This is a genomic window from Desulforamulus aeronauticus DSM 10349, from assembly GCF_900142375.1.
Taxonomy (GTDB): domain Bacteria; phylum Bacillota; class Desulfotomaculia; order Desulfotomaculales; family Desulfotomaculaceae; genus Desulfotomaculum; species Desulfotomaculum aeronauticum.
The window spans coordinates 175,688-197,811 of the sequence record NZ_FRAR01000007.1 but is presented as its reverse complement, the minus strand read 5'-3'; the positions used below and the strand labels follow the sequence as shown (position 1 = coordinate 197,811).

The 22,124-nt window shown below is 40.3% G+C and carries 15 protein-coding genes; all 15 read left to right on the top strand.

Going from position 1 to position 22,124, the window contains the following annotated elements:
* The first annotated feature begins 2 nt into the window (after positions 1-2).
* The 15 genes from BUA78_RS04320 (at position 3) to cas2 (ending at position 21,922) form a co-directional block, all read left to right on the top strand.
* Complete coding sequence (locus BUA78_RS04320; RefSeq protein ID WP_084082300.1) at positions 3-1,052, top strand: dsDNA nuclease domain-containing protein; 1,050 nt, start codon at positions 3-5, stop codon at positions 1,050-1,052.
* Positions 1,036-2,733, top strand: a complete 1,698-nt coding sequence (locus BUA78_RS04315; protein WP_207650479.1) for a coiled-coil domain-containing protein — start codon at positions 1,036-1,038, stop codon at positions 2,731-2,733. Before BUA78_RS04320 ends, BUA78_RS04315 begins: the two co-directional genes overlap by 17 nt.
* Before the next feature lie 58 nt (positions 2,734-2,791).
* Positions 2,792-5,326, top strand: a complete 2,535-nt coding sequence (locus BUA78_RS04310; protein ID WP_072911244.1) for a DEAD/DEAH box helicase — start codon at positions 2,792-2,794, stop codon at positions 5,324-5,326.
* 658 nt (positions 5,327-5,984) lie between these two features.
* A complete protein-coding gene (locus tag BUA78_RS04305; protein ID WP_072911242.1) occupies positions 5,985-6,605 on the top strand; it encodes a helix-turn-helix domain-containing protein in 621 nt (206 codons plus the stop codon).
* Positions 6,606-6,715: 110 nt separating this feature from the next.
* Positions 6,716-7,567, top strand: a complete 852-nt coding sequence (locus BUA78_RS04300) for a BRO family protein (protein WP_072911241.1) — start codon at positions 6,716-6,718, stop codon at positions 7,565-7,567.
* A gap of 64 nt (positions 7,568-7,631) precedes the next feature.
* Complete coding sequence (avs4, locus tag BUA78_RS04295) at positions 7,632-12,356, top strand: AVAST type 4 anti-phage nuclease Avs4 (RefSeq protein WP_072911239.1); 4,725 nt, start codon at positions 7,632-7,634, stop codon at positions 12,354-12,356.
* A gap of 210 nt (positions 12,357-12,566) precedes the next feature.
* Positions 12,567-13,169 (top strand): HNH endonuclease, encoded by a 603-nt coding sequence (locus BUA78_RS04290; protein WP_139257234.1) that lies wholly within the window; start codon positions 12,567-12,569, stop codon positions 13,167-13,169.
* 535 nt (positions 13,170-13,704) lie between these two features.
* Positions 13,705-15,231 carry a CRISPR-associated endonuclease Cas3'' gene (locus tag BUA78_RS20580; protein ID WP_238456712.1) on the top strand — a complete coding sequence of 509 codons (1,527 nt, stop codon included), beginning with the start codon at positions 13,705-13,707 and terminating at the stop codon, positions 15,229-15,231.
* On the top strand, positions 15,194-16,144 hold the full coding sequence (locus BUA78_RS20575) for a helicase-related protein (protein WP_238456711.1): 951 nt from the start codon (positions 15,194-15,196) through the stop codon (positions 16,142-16,144). Before BUA78_RS20580 ends, BUA78_RS20575 begins: the two co-directional genes overlap by 38 nt.
* Before the next feature lie 18 nt (positions 16,145-16,162).
* The gene (cas5c, locus tag BUA78_RS04280) at positions 16,163-16,906 is read left to right on the top strand and encodes a type I-C CRISPR-associated protein Cas5c (RefSeq protein ID WP_175548968.1); all 744 of its coding nucleotides are present in this window, start codon (positions 16,163-16,165) and stop codon (positions 16,904-16,906) included.
* The gene (cas8c, locus tag BUA78_RS04275) at positions 16,903-19,032 is read left to right on the top strand and encodes a type I-C CRISPR-associated protein Cas8c/Csd1 (protein ID WP_072911236.1); all 2,130 of its coding nucleotides are present in this window, start codon (positions 16,903-16,905) and stop codon (positions 19,030-19,032) included. Before cas5c ends, cas8c begins: the two co-directional genes overlap by 4 nt.
* A gap of 2 nt (positions 19,033-19,034) precedes the next feature.
* Positions 19,035-19,889, top strand: coding sequence for a type I-C CRISPR-associated protein Cas7/Csd2 (cas7c, locus tag BUA78_RS04270; RefSeq protein WP_072911235.1), 855 nt, complete (start codon positions 19,035-19,037; stop codon positions 19,887-19,889).
* Between the two features lie 32 nt (positions 19,890-19,921).
* Entirely contained in the window at positions 19,922-20,593 is a 672-nt protein-coding gene (gene cas4 / locus BUA78_RS04265) for a CRISPR-associated protein Cas4 (protein ID WP_072911233.1), read from the top strand.
* Positions 20,590-21,621 (top strand): type I-C CRISPR-associated endonuclease Cas1c, encoded by a 1,032-nt coding sequence (gene cas1c / locus BUA78_RS04260; RefSeq protein ID WP_072911232.1) that lies wholly within the window; start codon positions 20,590-20,592, stop codon positions 21,619-21,621. The genes cas4 and cas1c overlap by 4 nt, the downstream gene beginning before the upstream one ends.
* Positions 21,622-21,631: 10 nt before the next feature.
* Entirely contained in the window at positions 21,632-21,922 is a 291-nt protein-coding gene (gene cas2 / locus BUA78_RS04255) for a CRISPR-associated endonuclease Cas2 (protein ID WP_072911230.1), read from the top strand.
* The last annotated feature ends 202 nt before the right edge of the window (positions 21,923-22,124 follow it).

The window sequence follows — 22,124 nt, the reverse complement described above, 5'->3', positions numbered from 1 at the left end:
TCTTGGGTGTAATAAGCGTATACAATTCAATACCGTATGATCTATCCGGGGCGGCAAGTAAAAATCGTTTCCGCCTTGAAATGCTATGGGGAATTAGCAAAATGTTCGACTTATATGATAAGCCGGATTTTTGTGTTGTTTTTGATTATAAATGCGATATTGAAATACACTTTGATGATACCTTGGAGTTTTATCAAATAAAAACTCATAAAGTCCAGTCACCGTATAAATTTACCGTTATTTCAAAGCCGGACAAAAACACCGGTAAATCTATCATAGGAAGATTATATCTTCTGAAAAACATATCTGACCAACAAGTAAGTATGAAAGTTGCGCTGGTGTCAAATGCTTTCTTTCAAATTGATAAGAAAGTTTATTCTGATGTTGAGGTATTAAAATTTTGTGATTTAGATGAAGCTACGCAAAAAAAGATATGCGATGCACTTAAAACGGAATTACAACAAGATGATATAGATATTTCTAATGTCCATTATATATACACCTCAATGAATTTGTTGGACCCAGAGAACGATATTAAAGGAAAAATCGCCGGGTGCTTTGAAAAAATTAAGAATTGCGAACCAATCAAACCTAATGCATTGTATCGGCTTATTCGAGACACAGTTGATGCAAAGGCTTGCTACGAATTAAAGTCGGATGATTATGACGAGCTAATTTTGCATAAAGGAATAACAAAAGCCCAGCTGGACATGATGCTGAATCAATATGTTGATAACACTGATAATGGAGTGAAACAGGCACAAGAATATATTGAGTCAAAATACTCAGTGAAAGAACGCAGGAAGCTGAAAACTGCGCTTGTACATATTTTAGAAGCGTCAGTAAGATCAAATGAGCTAAAAAATAAAGAGAGAGAAATCTCTTCTTATATAGACAGTAATATTGAAAATCTGCCAGAGGAATTTGAAGAGATTATTGATGTTTTGCTCCAGAATTTTGGAGATTCTTTTTCGGTCGAATATTCTCGTGAACAGATTTATGTGTTCCTTATATTAATTTTGAAGAGATGGGAGGATGGAAGAAATGCGTAAAATGATTTTTAAGAAACTGTACATTTTTTCCAGCTCTGAGAAAAAAGCAAAAGTTATTGAATTTGCTGAAGGGAAAAATATTATCACATCGAGTCCTGTTGATGGTACTGACCGCGGGAAGTCAGTTATTATGAAGTCTCTTTATCATGCTCTTGGAGCAGATTGTTATTTTGATGATAAATGGCAGGACGATGGTAAAGCATATATCGTCAATTTTACCATTGCAAATGAAGAATACTATACCTTCAGGTGCAACCGTCTTTTTAAGGTGTTTGACAGCAATCATCGTCTCCTTTTCAAAACAATAGATAGACATGAATTAGCTGCATCTTTGGGTACAATCTTTAAATTCGCAGTCAAACTTCCTAACAGAAGTGAAGATAAGCTTGAGATTACGCCACCTGCCTATAATTATTTGCTTTATTTCTTAGACCAGGATAAACTTGATGGAACTAATTTTGCATCGTTTAAGCAGTTGGCCCAATACCCTAATTATAAGGAAAATGCTCTTTTTTATCATTTTGGAGCGTTTGATGATAATTATTATGAGATTATGCACAAATTGGAGTCTATCAGCGATGAAATCAGTCGCTTGAAGAAAGATAAGGAACTGTCAGAGTCTATGCTTGAAAAAGTCTTTGTAAGTATCAAAGACGTATCGTATTCAAAGAGCATAGACCTGTTACGCCATGATATAGAAAGGTCAAAAGAGCAATATTCTTCCATTGCTAAGACGCTCAGTGAAACAAGGACGAAACTTATTGAAATTAGAAATGAAAAAGATGAGCTGCAAAGAAGTTTGCATTCACTTGAACACCTTGGAAAACTGAATGAGAATCATATTTCATCTTTACTAAAACATAGGTGCCCTTTATGTGAGTCAGAAGTTGCAGATACGCTCCATTTGAGAGTTATGAAATACAACACTAACGATGACATTATTTTGCTCAGTAGTGATCTCCAGATTTCGATTAGTCAGACGGATAAGAAAATAGCTAAACTGGAAGAGGAATATAAAGATGGACTTTCAAAATTAAGCGCCTATGAGAAATCACTTGGCAACAAAACAGCAGAGGTTAATGACGTTTTGAAGCATCAGGGACTGATTGAAGTCCGTGATAGTATTACATCAGACCTGGTGACCACAAGAAAAGCCATCGAAGGGAAAGAGGTATCTGAAAAGGAACTGAAAAAGCAGATTCGTGTGTATAATGACCGTAAAAAAGAAATAAACCAGAGGTACTATGAATTGATGCTGGCTGACAAAATAAAGTTTGGACTGGAAGAAATAGATGCTAAAGGTTTTGAGAAAATTACCAACTCCTTTTCTGCCGGTGGAAGCAACAAACCAATTTCAACAGTTATTTGGTACACCAATCTGATTAAGCTGAAAAATCAGTTTAACCCGGATGCGATAAATTTTCCTGTTGTTTTTGACAGTCCTAATAACGCTGAGACTGATTTGACTAAGAGAGTAAGAGTATATGAATATCTCGCCAAAAATATTGATGATAAAAACCAGCTTATTCTTTCAGGAATAGGGTTCAAGTCTGATGACTTTGACGGAGTACAGTTTGATAAAGTGATTTATCTCGAAAATGCTAAATATGAACTTTTATGCGAAGAAGATTATTCAAATAATAGTCAGCTCTTGATTGAACTATCAAAGACAAGCGAATGATTTAATGTAATGATAAACACACCATTGGTTACGATTGAAAATGTGGAGGAACAAAACTATGGTTGACTTTAAAAAGAGACTCAATAAAGGGGCAATCGAGAAAAAGATTGATCCAATTGAAATATACGGTACTGTTGACAGAAAAAGTGTTACTGGACCTTTAAGGCATGCACAAAAAGCGATTTTAGAAAGTTGGTACCAAACATACAAAGATAAAAAAGACCTTGTTGTGAAATTGCATACTGGTGAGGGGAAAACCCTTATTGGATTATTAATTCTTCAATCAAGGCTAAATTCAAATAACGGTCCTTGTTTATATGTTTGTCCAAACAAATACCTTGTACAGCAAGTGTGTGAGGAAGCGGAGAAATTTGGAATCAGCTATTGTATAATGGAGGACGGAAGAGAAATACCGAATGAGTTTTTATCTGGTGAAAAAATTCTGATAACGCATGCCCATAAACTTTTTAATGGCATGTCTGTTTTTGGCTTAGGTAATAATTATACAAAAGTAGGGACGGTTATTTTAGATGATTCCCATGCGTGTATCGATGTAATCAAAAACGCTTTTTCTATTACATTAAATAAAACAAAAAATCAACCTCTATATAATAGTTTGGTTTCACTGTTTGAGGAAGATCTAAGAGACCAAGGAGAAGGAAGTTTTATTGATATACAAACAGGGAATTATGAAACTTTGATGGCTGTTCCTTATTGGAGTTGGTTTGATAAAAAGACAGAAGTTTTAAAGTTGTTGGCAGCAAACATAGCAGATAATCAAGTAAAATATGCTTGGCCACTTTTAAAAGACTCCATAGAGAATTATGGGTGTTACATTACGAGTAGTAAAGTTGAAATATCCCCATATAATCCAAATGTAAAAATGTTTGCTACATTTGCAAATGCAGAACATAGGATCTTGATGTCAGCCACAACGCAAGACGATTCTTTTTTTATCAAAGGTTTGGACTTCGATATAGACGCTGTTAAAAATCCTCTGAAAAATGATCAACAAAAGTGGTCTGGCGAAAAAATGATTATCCTCCCGTCGCTTATACATGATGAGTGTGACAGAGACTTAATAGTAACAAATTTTGCAAAAATGAAAAATCAAAAGTTCGGCATTGTTGCCCTTGTACCAAGTACGAAGAAAGCAGATCATTATAGAAATCTTGGAGCAACTATCGCGGATAGTGATAATATTTTTGCACAGATAGATAAACTGAAAAAAGGAAACTTTGGAAATGTCTTGGTTATCAACAACCGTTATGACGGGATTGATTTGCCGGATGAATCTTGCAGAGTTTTAATTATTGATTCTATGCCCTACTTTGATGGATTATCTGATAGATATGAGGAGCGATGCAGACCGCATAGTGAGGTAATCAATAAAAAGATTGCTCAAAAAATCGAGCAAGGAATTGGTAGGGGTGTACGGGGTGAAAAAGACTACTGCGTGTTGCTCATAATTGGTTCGGATATTGTGAAATTTATTAGAAGCATTAGTACCAATAAATATTTCTCTGCACAAACAAGAAAGCAGATTGAAATAGGGCTTTCGATTGCTGAGATGGCCAAGGAAGATTTACAAGATAATCATGAACCTATTAAAACTGTAATATCCCTGATTAAGCAAAGTCTTGGGAGGGATGATGGTTGGAAGGAGTATTATGTATCAGAAATGAATAACGTTACTATTCCGCCAGAAAGTTCTACGATTTATGAAAAATTGTTAGCAGAAAGAAATATTGAGCAAATGTATTTGCTGGGTGAATATAATAAAGCTTGCGATGCCATGCAGAAATTTATTGATGAACTGTGCGATGGTCCCCTGGAAAAAGGTTGGTATATGCAACAATTAGCAAGATACCTTTATAGAATAAGGAAGGATCAGTCAAATGTAATACAAAAAGCCGCATTCAAAATAAATACGCAGTTGCTTAAACCACGGGAAGGCGTTGAGTACACAAAGGTTTCTTATATAAATGAAAATAGGATGAACCGGATTAGGTCTTATTTATGTAAGTTCAAAGATTACAAAGAATTGCAGTTATCAGTTAATGCTACGCTTGATAATTTATCATTTGGCATGGAGTCTGATAAGTTTGAAGAGGCTTTAAAAGAAATCGGTGAGATGCTTGGCTTTATCAGCCAGCGTCCTGACAAAGAAATTAGAAAAGGCCCTGATAATTTATGGTGTGGCGTTAATGAACAATACTTCATGTTTGAGTGTAAAAATGAAGTGGATGAGAGCCGAGCTGAAATAAGCAAATATGAAGCGGGACAAATGAATAGCCATTGTGCTTGGTTTGAAGAAGAGTACGGAAAGGATGCCAGAGTTAACCGTTTCTTAATAATTCCGACCAAAGATCTGTCCTATTATGCTAACTTTACACATGATGTTCGTATTATTAGAAAAGGAAAATTACGTGACTTAAAAGGTAATATCAAAAACTTCATAAAGGACTTGTCCCCATTTGCATTAGCAGACATAAGTGATGAGACTTTACAGCGTCTTATTACGCTTCATAAGCTTGATGTTAGCCATATTCAATCAGCTTATGCTGAACAATACTACCACAAAACAAAATAGTTTTTCAAAATGCATTTCAGATAATAAGAAATTGTATCGAATAAAGCCTTCAAAGATTAAAATACCTTTGAGGGTTTTATTGCTTACAATTTACTTTAATTGTAAAGCAAAAGCAGGCACCGAATCACCCAAAAAGTGACCTGCCCAGGCTACTGTTTATGAAATATACCCTGCCGCCAAGGGGATACCAGACAGGTACGGCATCTTTTTTGTATCCTCAAGGCACGTAGAGGTAGTAATAATGATGACATATTGTGGTTTGAGGACAAATGAGTCAGGCTGACCACTATATCTAGTGGTTTTGGAGCAAAAATTGGACAAATTTGAGGCAAAAAACAGCGATTTTTGCCCCGTTTTTGAGGCGTTTCATAGATGTAAACGGTAAGCATGAAAAATAAATGTATGCCCGACTTTTTGTGAACACTTTAAAACGCTGGGCGTAGAGTCGGGTGAGTATTGGAAATTTTATATTATAATGTGGAAAGTTTATTAACAACAGACAGGATACATTTAGCGTAACCATTAAAAACAGTGGGTGTATTTTCGCAATGAAGATACACCACCTTTTATGTCCCTTTTAATTAAGGATTCAAATAATAGGACACAATTGTCCGTTTCCCGATAGAATTAAATAATTTATAATGAAAATAAAGATGAAATGGAGGTAACAGATATAGATACTCTGGGGAAAAAGATAAAAGAATTGCGGAACGCTCTTGGTTTAAGCCAAGAAATTCTGGCGGAACAAATAGAAATCAGTTTAAAATCCATTCAAAGGTATGAGAGCGATAAATCCAGGCCAGATACATATGCACTCGTGAAGCTGGCCACATATTTTGATGTTTCAACAGATTATTTACTTGGTTTGTTAGCAATAAAAGAAGATTTAAAAGAAAAGTCAAATAAAGTTCTCCAAAATGGGAAGTACAATGAACTTTATAGCTGGTACCTTAGATGCAAAAACAATATAGAGGTGGATCAAAGCGCTGTGTACTATTGGATTCACTTCGGAGATGATGGCATGATCGGAGGGCAAACTGAATGGGTTGGTTGGGCTGATGAAGATTATAAAATAGAAATCAGAAGACTACGACCAGTTATCCCGGTAAAAGCGATTGAAGGATGCACCAAAGTGTTTGGTAGACCTTTATTAATTAACGAAGAGAAAGATGTTGTTGTATTTCGACTTTTTGGTGGTCATGCCATTGTTAAGCAAGAAATTTGCGAACGCTTCTTGCCTGAATTTCTGGAGGATTTCATAGGAACGACTCCAGAATGATTTTATCATATTGTATATCAGAACGTGTGTTTGGTATAATGAATAGCAAGATAACATTTAATTCTACCAAATTCGATAGAATTAAATGTAAAAGCTATGGAGGTTTGGTGATGGACAAAGAAAATTCGATCAAGTTATTCGAAGATAAAAAAGTTCGTGTTTTATGGGAAGAAGAACATGAAAGATGGTATTTTTCTATCGTAGATGTGATTGCTGTTTTAACTGACAGTGGAAATCCGCAGACATACTGGCGTGTTATGAAAAAACGCTTACTCGAGGAAGGAAATGAAACCGTTACAAATTGTAACGCTTTGAAAATGAAAGCTGCAGACGGCAAAATGCGCATGACAGATGTTGCTGATACAGAACAACTTTTGCGGCTTATTCAGTCAATCCCAAGTAAAAAAGCTGAACCGTTTAAATTGTGGTTGGCTCGTGTGGGCAGCGAGCGGATTGACGAAACCGCCGATCCTGAGCTTACTATTGAACGTGCCTTAGAAACCTATCTAAAAAAAGGATATTCACGCAATTGGATTAATCAGCGGCTGAAAACAATTGAAGTTCGCAAGGAACTGACTGATGAGTGGGAAAGGCGCGGCGTCACTGATAAACGGGATTTTGCAACTTTAACTGATGAGATAACGCGGGCATGGGCAGGCAAAACAACAAGACAATATAAAGAATTCAAAGGGCTTAAAAAAGAGAATCTCAGGGACAATATGACCAATGTTGAGCTGGTTCTGAATATGCTGGCGGAAGTTACAACTACCGATATTTCCCGACAGAATGAACCAGAAACCATGACGGAACATAAAAGTGTTGCACGACGCGGTGGTTCGGTCGCAAAGGCAGCACGTGTACAGTATGAAAAGCAGACAGGGAAAAAGGCAGTAACTCCTTTGAATGCCAAAGATATAAAGGGTTTGGTGAATGGAAATCTGAATGATGAAGATGAGGATTAATTTCCGGATTTTAGCATTTTATATATAATTAGGATAAGATAATCAACGCATAGGGGGTGAAAAAGTGTTTGAAATAAACTGGAATATTTTAAAAGCAAAATTTAATGGCAAAGAACAAATAACATTTGAAAATATAAGCTATCTTCTATTTTGTGATGAATTTAATCAGGATAGAGGAATATTCCGATACAAAAATCAGACAGGAATAGAGACAGAGCCCATTGAGAATGAAGGAAAGATAATTGGTTTCCAAGCGAAGTTTTATGAAACTAAAATTAGCGATAACGTAAAGGATATAGAGGATTCTATAGCTAAGGCGAAATATAAGAATCCAAATTTAAATAAAATATTATTTTATATTAATCAAGAGTTCTCCGAGAGTAATAAAAATGGGCAAAAAGAGCCTCAGTACAAAATCGAAATTGATAATTTTGCGATAGGTAAAGGAATTGAAATCGAATGGAGAGTACCCAGTCATTTTGAGAGACAACTTACGCTTGAAAATAATATTTCCTTGGCAAAACATTTTTTTGCTTTAGAGAAAAGTACATTTGACCTTATACAGGACTTAAGTCAACATACGGAATCAATCCTAACCCCTATCCGTACTGACATAGAATTTAAGGGTAATGTAATCAAATTGGACAGGTTAGCAATTCTGGCTGATTTGAAAATTGTTTTAGCCAAGTCACCGGTAGTTATTTTAAGCGGAAAAGGTGGGATTGGGAAAACTGCGGTAATTAAAGATTTCTATAACCAGGTAAAAGAGACAGTACCAGTTATCATGTTTAAGGCTACCGAGTTTAATACCTCTAATATAAACAGACTTTTTAATGTTTATGGAAATTTCACATTAACCGATTTTATAGCTGAATATCAGCGAATAGAAGAAAAATATATTATCATAGATTCTGCGGAAAAATTATCTGATATAGAGGATCAGAGCACATTTCAGGAGTTTTTATCTTCTTTAATTAATAACAAATGGAAAGTTATATTTACGACAAGGTATAGCTATCTCGACGATCTGAAGTTCCAATTAATTGAAACATACAGCCTTTCCTTTACACCATTAAATATAGAAGAAATCAGCGAAGAAGAGCTTAACCAGCTTTCTAATAAATATTACTTTAATCTCCCGGAAAACGAGAGGTTACTTGAGCTGTTGCGAAATCCATTTTACCTCGCTGAATATTTACATGAATATGAAAACATAGAGCGTTCAACAAGTCTCACTGATTTCAAAAACCATTTATGGTATAAGCAAATTGCAAAATCAGTCTATCAGAAAGGTAACATTCATATCAGGCGGGAATCTTGTTTTTTGCAGATAGCTCAGAAAAGAGCAAACGATGGGCATTTTTTTGTAAGTGCTGAGGGTTATGATAATGAAGCATTACAAGCTCTTGAAGCTGATGAAATAATAAAATATGACGCCAATGCCGGCGGATATTTTATTACTCACGATATCTACGAAGAGTGGGCACTGGATAAAATTATCGAAAGATTTTATATCTCATTAGTCGATTATGAAAACTTCTTTGCTGCTTTAGGGAGCAGTTTACCTGTTCGAAGATCTTTCAGAAGCTGGCTATCTGAAAAGCTATTTATCAATCAGGAGAATATTAAATCATTAATCGAACAATCCTTAGTCAGTGACAATATAGAATCATTCTGGAAAGATGAGATGATTGTTTCCGTTTTGTTGTCCGATTATGCGGGAGTGTTCTTTCGATTATTTGAAGCAAAGCTCTTGGAAAACGAAGAAGCCTTGTTGATGAGAGTTGTATTTCTCCTTAGAATTGCCTGCAAAGAGATTGACGATGGCTTTCTCCCCACGCTTTTCACCCAGCCCAAAGGCAGCGGATGGTCTTATGTGATCGATTTCATCCACAGTCATAAAGAAATGCTTGGCAATAAGCATATGCCGACGATTCTTCCCATGTTGGTTGATTGGAACAATAAAAATACCCACGGGGATACAACAAAGAAAGCAAGTCAAATTGCCCTGTTCTACTATGAGAACATAGTTAGCGGGAGCGGGTTTGGCAAAGGGGAAGTAAAAGATCAACTCATCAGGGTCATACTGCAAGGCTCAGCAGAAATCAAAGAAGAATTAATACGTATTTTTGATGGAATTCTTAACAGGAACGAGCCGAACCATCGTGACCGGGACTATAAGTTGGTAGAAGTGATATTGACATCTATCACTGATAGCTATGAAGTCATAAAAGTTCTCCCCGGCTATGTAATCAAGCTGGCGGAATTATTTTGGGTACACAGACCGAGAAAGGATGACGATTGGTTTGGCTACAGAACACCGGGAATTGAAGAAAAATTTGGTCTCTCCCACGGATCTAATTCCCGGTATTTTCCTCCCAGCGCTTTGCAAACACCAATTTACCAGCTTTTAAGGTGTGCGCCAAACATAACGATTAATTTTATCCTGACATTTACAAATAAGGCAGCCGAAAATTATGCAAGTTCCGAATTGAAATATGAGACGGAAGAAATTGAGGTTTTACTTATTGACAACAGCAGTATCAAACAATATATCAGCAACAGATTATGGAATACTTACAGAGGAACCCAGGTTTCTACACATCTTCTTGAATCAATGCATATGGCCGTGGAAAAATGGCTGCTGGACTATGCCAAAGTTGGAACACCTGAGCAATTGGAAAATCTGTGTTATTACCTCATAAAGAATTCACACTCAGCTTCCGTCACCGCCGTAGTCGCCAGCATTGTTATGGCTCACCCGTCCAAACTATTTAATATTGCCAAGATTCTTTTTCGAACTAAAGAATTCTTTTATTATGATACAAAAAGAATGGTGCTGGAATCATCTGTCAAGGCCACCTGTTCCATTGGCTATGGTTTTAATTACAAACATGACATACACTCAAATGAACGAATCAAAACCTGTGATGACCCGCACAGGAAAAAAACATTGGAATTTTTAGCCATAGAATATCAGTTCTTTAGATCAGCGGACGTAAGCGCTGAAGAAGCTGAGAAGCGCCAACAATTCCTATGGGGGATATTTGATGGATATTATAAAGAGCTGCAGGAGATATCTGAAGAAACGGAGGACTCCAGGACTTGGAGATTGTATCTGGCAAGAATGGACCGGAGAAAGATGAGCCCCGAACTAGAGACAACAGAAGAGGGAGTATTAATTAATTTTAATCCGCAGATCGACCCGGAATTTAAAAAATACAGCGAGGATTCTAGGCAGCAATATAATGACGCATATAAACATATGCCTTTATATCTATGGTCCAGACATAGATTTGATAATGAAAAAGATAAATACTGCCAGTACCGGCAATACGAAAATAATCCGCAATCAGTGATTGCGGAAGTAGAAGAAATCATTCAGACCCTGAAAAAGGGAGAGACGGAAGACTTCCGGTTATTTAATCACGCTACTCCGGCCTATGCCTGTTCGATACTAGTCAGAGACTTTAACAATTTGCTAAACACAGAAGAGATGGAATTCTGCAAAGATATAATCGTAGAATACTCCTCATTACCGCTTTGGGTGGAGCGTTATATCTACCAGGTTACCGATGGAATTGAACCTGCCATCTGCGCGCTGCCTCATCTTTTTAATTATTTTTCAAAAGATAAAGAAGTCGCTGGGGGAATTAAAGCGGTCCTGACAGCTTTGTTATTAAGCATACATACGGAAATTTCTACCTTTACCGCCCGGGCCATCCTGCAAAATTTATGGGATATCGGTTTTGAGGACGCGCATTCTATCTTTTTAGGCTATCTGTACCTTAAACCCAAGTATGATAGTTTGATAGATGAAATCCATAAAGAGAATTATAGTAAAGGTATTTATGAGATTTCGGATAATCAAGTACTTGAAATATTTGACCAGAAATACGAAGACGATTTGGAGAAAATCATTTCATATGAAATAAAATATGACGATATTCCGGATATACAGAAAATGGACCTGGATGTATTGACCAGAGCATTTGAATTATTGCCTTTGGGCACACAGCATGACGACCATAATAAATTTGTTTTGGAGATATTTCCCGTCTTCGCAGAAAGAATTTTCGAACGCGACCGCTACCACAACGATGAGGAAAGGTTTGATTATAAGTTAAAGACGAGATTCTTGGACAAATTTGCCGCTTTTGTCTTAACCGCAGATAAAAAATTAATTGACGCATATATCAAGCCTTTTGTTGAGAATTTTAAGGTTGCTGATGATACGGATAAGTTTTTCCAGCATTTTATCTCTGCCGAAGACAGGCTGAATAGATACGAGGAATTTTGGATGGTCTGGCACCTGTTTTATGAAAACATTAAAGCCATCAGCACAAGGAAACATTATTATCACGATACCAGAGATACCATTTATAATTATCTTTTAGCTTGGCCATATTGGACAAAAACTGCAAAAGAATGGCATTCTTTAAAAGGAAGAGAGAAATTGTTCTACAAGAAGGCCTCTGAGGATATGGGCCACTTCCCGCCTGTTTTGTACTCTATTTCCAAGGTTCTGAATGAAATCGGCAGTAACTTTTTGGAAGATGGTATATTCTGGCTAAGTAATATGGTAGAAAAAAATAAGAACTTACTGAGTGAAGAGCTTGAAGTTAATACCATTTATTATCTTGAAAATATCGTACGAAAATATGTTCTTACATACAGGCAAAGAATTAAGACTACATTGCATATAAAGAAGGCAGTAATTTCCATCCTTAATTTTTTGGTGGAAAGAGGCTCTGCCACTGGGTATTTGTTGCGGGAAAATATTTTATAAAAGTTAAAAAATATTCCGCCACCAAGGGGATAGCGGCATCTTTTTCATATCCTCAAGGCATGTGGAAACGGTTGTGGGAGAAAATCTAGTAAATTATTAAGGAGTTTCGGGGGTTTTGGGGTTTTTAGGTAATATGTGGATGTGCTTTTATATTTGTTTATACTGAAAGTAGTTTCTTGGAGTGCGAATAAGGAAATATATGGGGTGAATATGTCCATTACTAAATATGAAATTTATGAATTTTGGAAAGATAAGTCAATTTTGAAAAATTATCAAATCAAGAATTATGCAAGTTGCGAAGAAAAAGATGAGGCTATTCGTATAATAGAGTTTTCTGATGATATTTGTTGCTGGGCATGTGGCTTACCGTCATTTATATTAGATGAAGAAAATATTAATATTTCCGGTAGCTTAAAAAAAGAATGGAACAATGATAAATCGTTACAGAAAGCTCATATTATAGCTAGGTCACTAGGAGGGGAAGAAAAGGCAGAAAATATGTTTTTATTATGTCCTATCTGTCATGCTGATTCACCAGATACCGTGAAAGCAGAAAACTTTTTCGCATGGGTTTATTATAAAAGAAAAAATGATAATTATATTAATATGTTGCGTAGAGGGCTGGAAGAGGCATGTAAGATAAAAAATGTAGATTTTCAAATAATAGTAGATTATTTATCGAAATGTAATTATCATAAAGTAATGAAATTAAGAAAACAAATTATAAAATCTTGTACTGTACATGGTACCTTTGTTTCAATGTCTTCTAAAATGATGGAATTAATTGATGAAATAATTAAAGATATTCAATAAAGGATTATTGAATAAACAATATAGTCTCGGAATCATATTGTGAGGGACAAGGGGACAGGTACATTGTACCTGATTGTTTGATATACTTTTTTGAGGTGATGAATTTGCCAAGAGATGCAAGAACTAGAAGTAAAAGCAAATGCTTCAAGGAATAAATAGATTTATCTCTTTTATTTGGTGCGAACGTGTAGTAAACATGAAAATGCCGGGGGTTTCGCACCGCAGAATAAGAAGAAAATTATTGAAATATGGAAGATATAGTAGACCTGGATTAGGTTATTATGTAGAAAATTTTAAAAAGTAAACAAAAATTGATTTCGTCAGGTGGTTTTGTTTACTTTTTTCTGTCGCTCTCTAGGTGAGAGCGTGGATTGAAAAACACATGTTTTTTGTGTAAAAAGAATGTCTTCCAAGTAAATTTGGTTAAGGCATTCTTTTTATATTTATCAAGCAAAAAACGACAAAACATAACACAAAATATGGTAAAGGGCAAGCTATAATAGATAAGGGCGGTACACAAACAGGGGGAAAGCGCGTGGATTTCAAGCGTTTCATTGCCCATATCCGCAAAGCGGATCGGAGTGAACAGTATGTGGATGAACATAATGACCAGGTAGCGGAGCTGGCCTCCGCTATAGCCGAGCCATACGGCTTGGCTAAGATTGCCAAATTGGCGGGACGACATCACGACGACGGCAAAAACACGCCGGAGTTTAGCGCATATATCCGGGCGGCAACTGAGGGAAAGCGGGTTGTTCGCGGTTCAGTCATCCATTCTACCCATGGTGCTAGGTTGGTCAATGATTTGGCTTCTTCAAAAAAAATTTCTCAAATAACGGCGGAAATCGCCCGAACGGTAATTATGAGCCATCACGGACTGAGAGATTGCCTCTCTCTGGATGGTGATGTTGTATTCGTAGATGCGGCAGAAAATATTGCTGATTCCTATGAACGTGTGAAAGAGACGGTATACCAGCGTTACGGCGGAGATTTTATCAATCAGGAGTTTATCGATGCCGGTCTTGACACTCACTTTATTACCAAGAACATTCAAGAATTACAGAAAAAGAGTAAGTCATTAGGTTCGCGCCACTTTTACCGGGCCATGTTCACCCGTTTGATTACCTCCATTGTCATTGATGCCGACCGGACAGATACGGCTTGTTTTGAAGATAAGAGGGCGCTGCCCCGGCGCAGAGCACCGGATGAGCGCAAAGAAATGTGGAAAAAGTACGTGGTTCACTATGAAAGCCAACTAAAGAAGCTGCAAGAAGGGAAAAAGACATCCAGCCTGGATCCTTACCGGGGGGAAATATCGAGGGCCTGTGCGGAATTTGACGGCGGTGAAGCAGGAATCTTACGCTTAGTGGTGCCCTGCGGGGCTGGAAAAACCTTGGCTGCTCTCCGCTATGCTTTACATACTGCTCGGCGTTATGGGAAAGAGCGCATTTTCTATATCGCTCCTTTCAACTCCATTTTAGAACAAAATGCAGCAGAAATTGCCAAATTCATCGGAGATCCTGATGCTGTGCTCGAACATCATTCCAACATTATTTTTAGTGCGGAAGAGAATAAAAGTAAAAATGAAGATGAGAAAAGGTATCAACTGCTAACAGAAAACTGGACCCAGTCTCCGGTGGTGGCTACCACCGCTGTTCAGTTCCTGAACACCTTGTTCGCGGGCCAAACTTCTTGCATACGACGGATGCAGGCTCTGGGAAATTCAGTGATTATTCTGGATGAAATTCAGGCCCTGCCGATAAAGGTTTTAAAACTGTTTAATGGAGCCATGAATTTTTTAGCGTCTTTTTGTAAATCATCTGTAGTCCTTTGCTCCGCAACCCAGCCCCTTTTAGATAGAATAGACCATTACCAGATCTTACAGCCGAGGAACATCATCGAAAATGAAGAAAAATACAACGAAGCTTTTCGGCGGGTACAAATTGTGGATTGCATGATCACGGGGATATTCCCGGGAAGAAGCGGCGGACTTTATTGTCAGTCAACTGGAAAGCGCCAGGTCTGTGCTGGCCATTGTAAACACAAAACGAAGTGCCCGTGAGATTTTTAAGCATATACAGGACAAGCTTGGCAAGGAAACGCCATACCGGATTTTTCATCTGTCCACTAACATGTGCCCCGCTCATCGCAGCAGGGTCTTGAAGCAACTGCGTGAGCGGCTTAAGGATAAGGATTCGGGCGAAAAAATCATTTGCATCAGCACATCGTTAATTGAAGCGGGTGTGGATGTTTCCTTTGAACGGGTCGTCCGCTCTTTGACCGGACTGGATAGCATTGTCCAGGCGGCAGGACGCTGTAACCGTAACTATGAAACCTCCTGCGGTATCGTTTCAATTATCAATCTTCGGGATGAACGGACAGGCGGGCAGGGTTATCTCAAGGAAGCTCAGAAAGCCACACAGGAATTGCTGTACAGCATAAAAATATCTCCCGAAGGTTATCCGGGAGGGGCTTTGTCCCAGGCTGCAATGGAGGAGTATTATGCAAGGTATTTCCATCACCTACTTGGGGAAATGGCCTATCGCCTGAAGTTCGATCCGGAGCACACCCTGCTCGATTTGCTCACGAGCAACCCTTCCGGCCAAAGGGGATTTAAAGAAACATTCCCACAGGAGCGACCTCCTGAGCTAAAACAGGCCTTTAAGGAAGCAGGTGAGGCATTTTCCGTGATTGATGATGACGGAAAAGTGGATGTATTTATTGAATATGACGATGAAGCGAAGAAAAGGCTGCAAAAGCTGAGGGAGGCAACTACCCTTCAGGAAAAGCGTACAGCTTTGCGCCAGCTCCAGCCCTACACAGTGCAGTTAAGAGAAAATGACTGGATTAAAACGCAGCGGACAGCCCTTGCTCCGGAGGATGGGGGCATCCTAGTGCTTCCCCCGGATTACTATGACGAGGAGTATGGAGTGGATGAAACCCTGAGTATTAAGATGGAGACGCTGATCATTTAAATTAGGGAGGTGATGGTTATGGAAATCAAGCGGAATACTGTGGAATTTCTGGTCAGGGGCGACAGGGCCTTGTTTTCCGATCCGGTCACACGGGTGGGAGGGGAAAAAACAAGTTATTATGTGCCCACTTACGAAGCTTTGAAGGGGATACTGGCCTCCGTCTACTGGAAGCCTACCCTTGTTTGGATCATTGATGCGGTCCGGGTGATGAATATGATCCAAACGGCGTCGGAGGGTATCCGAACTAAATATTACAATGGTGGCAATGATCTGTCCATCTATACCTATCTGAAAGACGTCTGCTATCAGGTTCGGGCCCATTTCGTCTGGAACGAGAATCGGCCTGAGTTGGCGGCTGACCGCAATGAGCACAAGCACCACAATATTGCCCGGCGCATGATTGAGCGGGGCGGACGACGAGATATTTTTCTGGGAACGAGGGAATGCCAGGGGACGGTGGAACCCTGTGTGTTCGGAGAGGGCCCCGGGACCTATGATCAGGTGGAGGAACTTCATCTGGGTTATATGTTTCACGGTTTTACCTATGCGGATGAAGCGCTGCGAGATGCAGAAAAAGGGCATATGAGTGTTCGCTTCCATCATGTAATCATGAAAAGGGGTGTGATCGAATTTCCCGGTCCGGAAGAGATTCCGGACAAGGACAGACGTATCCTCCATAAAATGCCGATCAAGCCGTTCGGAGAGAGCATCGGCAATTTTTCCGGTCTGGCTGAATTTGCTGCAGAGGAGGTAATAGAATGAACTGGGTATCGTCCCTTTGCGCCTTGTATGATGCCAACGCAGAGCGGGCCGGTCAGGCAGAGATATGGAAGAAAAAGACCTTAGTGCTGTTCCCTATGGGGTACGACACGATGGAGGCGCAAATTGAAATCCATATTGACCAGGAGGGAAACTACCTCGGTGCGCACCTCCTGGAAAAGGATGAAGCGGAGACTCTGGTCCCGTATCCAGAGGGCAGAACCAGTGGACTCAAGGCTTTGCCACTATTTGATTCTTTATCCTATGTTGCCGGCGATCTGCTGGAAGCACTAACCTTTTATTTTCCCGATGCGAAAAATGAAAAAGATAAACAGAGTAAGATAGCAAGACTCAAGGGGGCGTTTCCCCTTTACCTGGCAGGTCTTAAAGCATGGTGCGATTCGCCCTTTTCCCATCCGAAGGTGCAGGCCATTTATCGCTATGTTAGCAAAGAAACCGTTGCGCAGGATTTAATCCGCAGTCAGGTCCTGCCGATGGATGAAAATGGAATTGTTTCCGATAAAGTGAAAGTCCAAAATACCTCTCTGGACAAGGCTTTTGTTCGTTTTCGCGTATTTATGCATGATAAGCGTCTTCCAGAGGATATTCTCGATAATCGGGATAATGTCCATGACAGTGCCGTATGGCTGGATAGGTCGGTGCAGCGCAGCTTTATCAATTATTATTTATCCACCTTTCAGGCAAAGGATCTTTGTTACATGACAGGGGAGTATACGCCCATTGCCAAAACAAATCCTCTAAAAATCCGCGGGAAATGGGATACCAAGGCTAAATTGATTTCTGCCAATGACGACACAAACTTTACCTACCGGGGACGGTTCCATACGAAAGAAAAAGAGACAGGCTATAATGAGGCTTTGTCGATTGGGTATGTTGCTTCGCAGAAAGCGCATAATGCTCTGAAATGGATTATCCGCCGGCAAGGATTTAGCCGAGATGGGGTGTGCATTGTGGCATGGGAAAACGCCTTGCGGGCTTTGCCTGATTTCTATGCCAGTGCGGCCGATATTTTGTCCCAGGTGCCGGAAAATGCGGCAGATGGGGTTGAGGTTGAATTAGAGGAAGAGGTGCTGTTTGAGGAGGATGAAGCCGAGATTCCGGAAACCAATTATGTCAGTGCGAAAAAATTTAATGCGGCATTGGATGGTTATAAGGCAAAATTGGGCGGCATTTCCAGGATGGTCGTTTTAGCCCTTGACAGCGCAACCCCCGGAAGATTGGCAATCACTTACTACAAAGAGCTGGCGTCTTCCCGTTATCTTCAGAATCTCGGCCAATGGCATAAGAGTTGTTGTTGGAAACATGAGTATATCCAGGATAAGGAACGAAAGGTCTATGAAGGGATGGCTTCTATCCGGGAGATTGCTTTGGCTATCTACGGTACGGAACAGGGGGAGGACAATAATCCTCAGCTTAAGCTGGCCAAAAACAGCGATAATAAGTCCCCCATGCTCGTAGCCGCCTTTGAGAGATTGCGCCCGTGCATCATTGACGGCGCGGCAATCCCCCGGGACATGGTGCGGGCGGCGGTCTTGAAAGCCTCCAATCCTTTGGCTTATAAAGACAAGTTTAATTATCACAAAGTTCTGCATATTGCTTGTTCCATGGTAAAGCGTCTCTATTGGGAGAAGCAGCAGCGCAAGGAAAGAGAAGGAGTGATTTTAGGGATGGAGCTCGATAAAACAAACCAGGACAGGAGTTATCTTTACGGGCGCATGTTGGCTGTGGCGGAACGGGTGGAGAGAGCTACCTATGAGAAGGGGGAAACGCGCATTACCAATGCGGAACGATATATGCAGGCGTTTTCCCGCAGCCCTTTCCGTACCTGGGATATTATCTGGAATAATCTACAGCCCTATATGAAGCAGCTAAAACCTTCTACAAGAGAATATTACAAGAATTTGCTGGGTGAGATCACTGGGTTATTTGTATATGAGGACCGCATATCCAATGTACTCCTTGACGGAAAATACCTGATTGGCTATGACTGCCAAAGAACGAAATTGAGGCGCTGGCCGAAAGAACAGATTTCTTCGCAGGAAGGGACAAATGTTTCGCAAAAGGGAACAAACGAAGGTTATCAAGATGATCAAGAAGGAGAGGAATAAAGATGAGTACTCTGCAAAATAAGATGGACTTCGCAGCAATTGTTTCAGTCACACGAGCCAATATTAATGGAGATCCCCTCAACGGAAACCGCCCCCGGGAAGATTATGAAGGTCACGGGATATTTTCCGATGTGGCCATCAAGCGTAAACTTCGCAACCGGCTGCAGGATCTTGGTGAAAGCATCTTCGTCCAGTCTGATGACCGTTCGAACGACGGCTATAAGAGCCTGAAGGACCGGGCGGATGGTTATGGGGAATTTAAAGCCGAAATGAGTAAAGGAAAGAAAGCGGACAGAGATAAATGCATGCAAATCGCTTGCCATAAATGGTTCGACGTCCGCGCCTTCGGACAGGTTTTTGCTTTTAAAGGGGATGAGGTTTCCGTTGGTGTGCGCGGTCCGGTGTCTGTGCAGCAGGCCGTCAGTGTTTCCCCCATTGACATTGTGGATATGCAAATCACCAAGAGCGTAAACAGTGAGGCGGGAAAGAGCGGTAAATCATCGGACACCATGGGAATGAAACATTATGTTAATTTTGGGTTGTATGTGATCCGGGGCAGCATCAATTGCCAATTGGCTGAGAAGACAGGTTTTACTGCTGAAGACGCGCAAAAGCTTAAAGAAGCGCTGTGCACGCTGTTTGAGAATGATGCTTCCTCGGCCCGGCCTGAGGGTTCCTGTGAGGTTTGCAGAGTGTACTGGTGGGAGCATGCTGACAAAACACCGAAAGAAACATCGGCGGTAATCCAGCGGGCTCTGCGTATCTCACCCAAAAAAGACATTCCCCAGTCCTTTGACGATTATGAGATTGAGCTGGACCAAACAGAATGCGTCCCTGAAATTATTAATTTGGTTTAAAAGGGCCGAAAATTTGCAATGAGGTATCAACGATGGAATATCAAGAAGAGGATTTTTTACTCTTGTCCGGAATCCAGCACTATGTGTTTTGCAAACGCCAATGGGCTTTAATCCATATCGAGCAGCAGTGGCAGGAAAACCTCCGTACCGTAGAAGGGGCCATCCTACATGAGAAAACCCATGACAGCACCATCAAGGAAAAGCGGGGGAATCTGATCATTTCACGGGGTATGGGGATTTTTTCCCGTACCCTGGGGATTACCGGGGCTTGTGATGTGGTGGAATTTCATAAGTCACGGGACGGAGTCACCCTCTATGGTAGGGAGGGAACTTATCAGCCGGTTCCTGTGGAATACAAACGGGGGAAACCCAAGCAGGGAAATGCGGATGTGCTGCAATTATGTGCTCAGGCTATGTGTTTGGAAGAAATGCTCCTGTGCACCATACCCGAAGGGTTTTTATATTATGGGGAACCCAAACGTAGAATGAAAGTTACCTTGGATGAGGGGATCCGGGAGGAAGTCAAAAGGATTTGTCAGGAGATGCATGGGCTCTATGACAAGAGATATACTCCCAAGGTCAGAACTACAAAAGCTTGCAAAGCCTGTTCCCTTAGCGAGCTTTGTCTGCCTAAGCTGTGTAAAAATCCATCGGCCCTGGGTTACATGAAGAAAAATATTTCAGAGATTGAGGCTGATCAATGAGAAAATTATTGAATACCCTCTATGTAACTTCCCCCAATACCTATTTGTCCCTTGATGGAGAAAATATTGTGGTTTTGAAAGATGATGTGGAGGCATTGAGAGTGCCTCTGCATAATCTGGAGGGCATTATCGCCTTTGGCTATACTGGGGCCAGTCCGGCCTTAATGGGTGCCTGTACCAAACGCAATATCGCTTTGAGTTTTATGAAATCCAGCGGGAAATTTCTGGGCAGAGTGGTGGGGGAAGTCAGAGGTAACGTCACTTTAAGAAAAGCACAGTACAGACTTTCGGATAATACGGAGGAAAGCCACAAAATTGCCAAGAGTTTCATTCTGGGGAAAATATATAACGCCCGTTGGGTAGTGGAGCGGGCAACCCGGGATTATGCCGCTAGGCTGGATACGGATAAATTAAAAGGAGTCTGCCAAACCCTAGCCAACGCTCTGAAACTGGTTGAGAACAGTAAGGATTTGGGGCAGCTTCGCGGTGTTGAGGGGGAAGCTGCGGCCCAATATTTTAGAGTGTTAGATGATTTGATCCTCCAGCAAAAAGAGGATTTTTATTTCAAATTCAGGAATAAACGGCCTCCCCTGGACAATGTCAATGCCATGCTGTCTTTTGTCTATACTTTATTGGCCCATGATGCCGCCGCGGCCCTGGAAACGGTGGGATTGGATCCTTATGTGGGATTTTTGCACCGGGATAGGCCGGGTAGGATTTCCCTGGCTTTGGATCTGATGGAAGAGCTGCGGGCCGTGTATGCGGATCGTTTTGTTATTTCACTAATCAACAGACGGGAAGTCAATCCCGGCGGGTTTACCAGGATGGAAAACGGAGCAGTTATTATGGATGATGACACAAGAAGAGATATCCTAAAGGCGTGGCAAAGTAGGAAACAGGAGGAGATAAGGCACCCGTTTCTTCAGGAAAAAATGGAATGGGGGCTTGTGCCCTATGCCCAGGCTATGCTGCTGGCCAGGTTTATCCGTGGGGATTTGGACGGATATCCGGCGTTTATGTGGAAGTAGGTGAGATGAAATTTTAGTGCTGATCACGTATGATGTTAACACTCAAACGGCAGCGGGGAGAAAACGGCTGCGTCAGGTTGCCAAGCAATGTGTGAACTACGGGCAACGCGTTCAGAATTCGGTCTTTGAATGCGTGCTGGATGCGGCAAAATTTCGTGAGGTTCAGCATAAGCTTGAGCAAATTATTGATAAGGAGACGGATAGTCTAAGGTTCTATATGCTGGGCAATAATTACAAGAACAAGGTTGAGCATATTGGTGCAAAAACTTCGTTTAATGTTGAGGATACCCTGATTATTTAGTGCGAACCTATAGCGCACATGAAATCCCTGGGAGGTTCGCACCGCGAAACGAGAGGATAATTGTCGAAATAAGAGGAAAAAGAATAGGTTTGTCATATGAATTGAGGAAAAGTTTAAGGATTTGAACAAAAATACAATCAAATAGATGATTTTTTGTTACTTTTTGCTGTCGCTCTCTGTACGAGAGCGTGGATTTAAATAA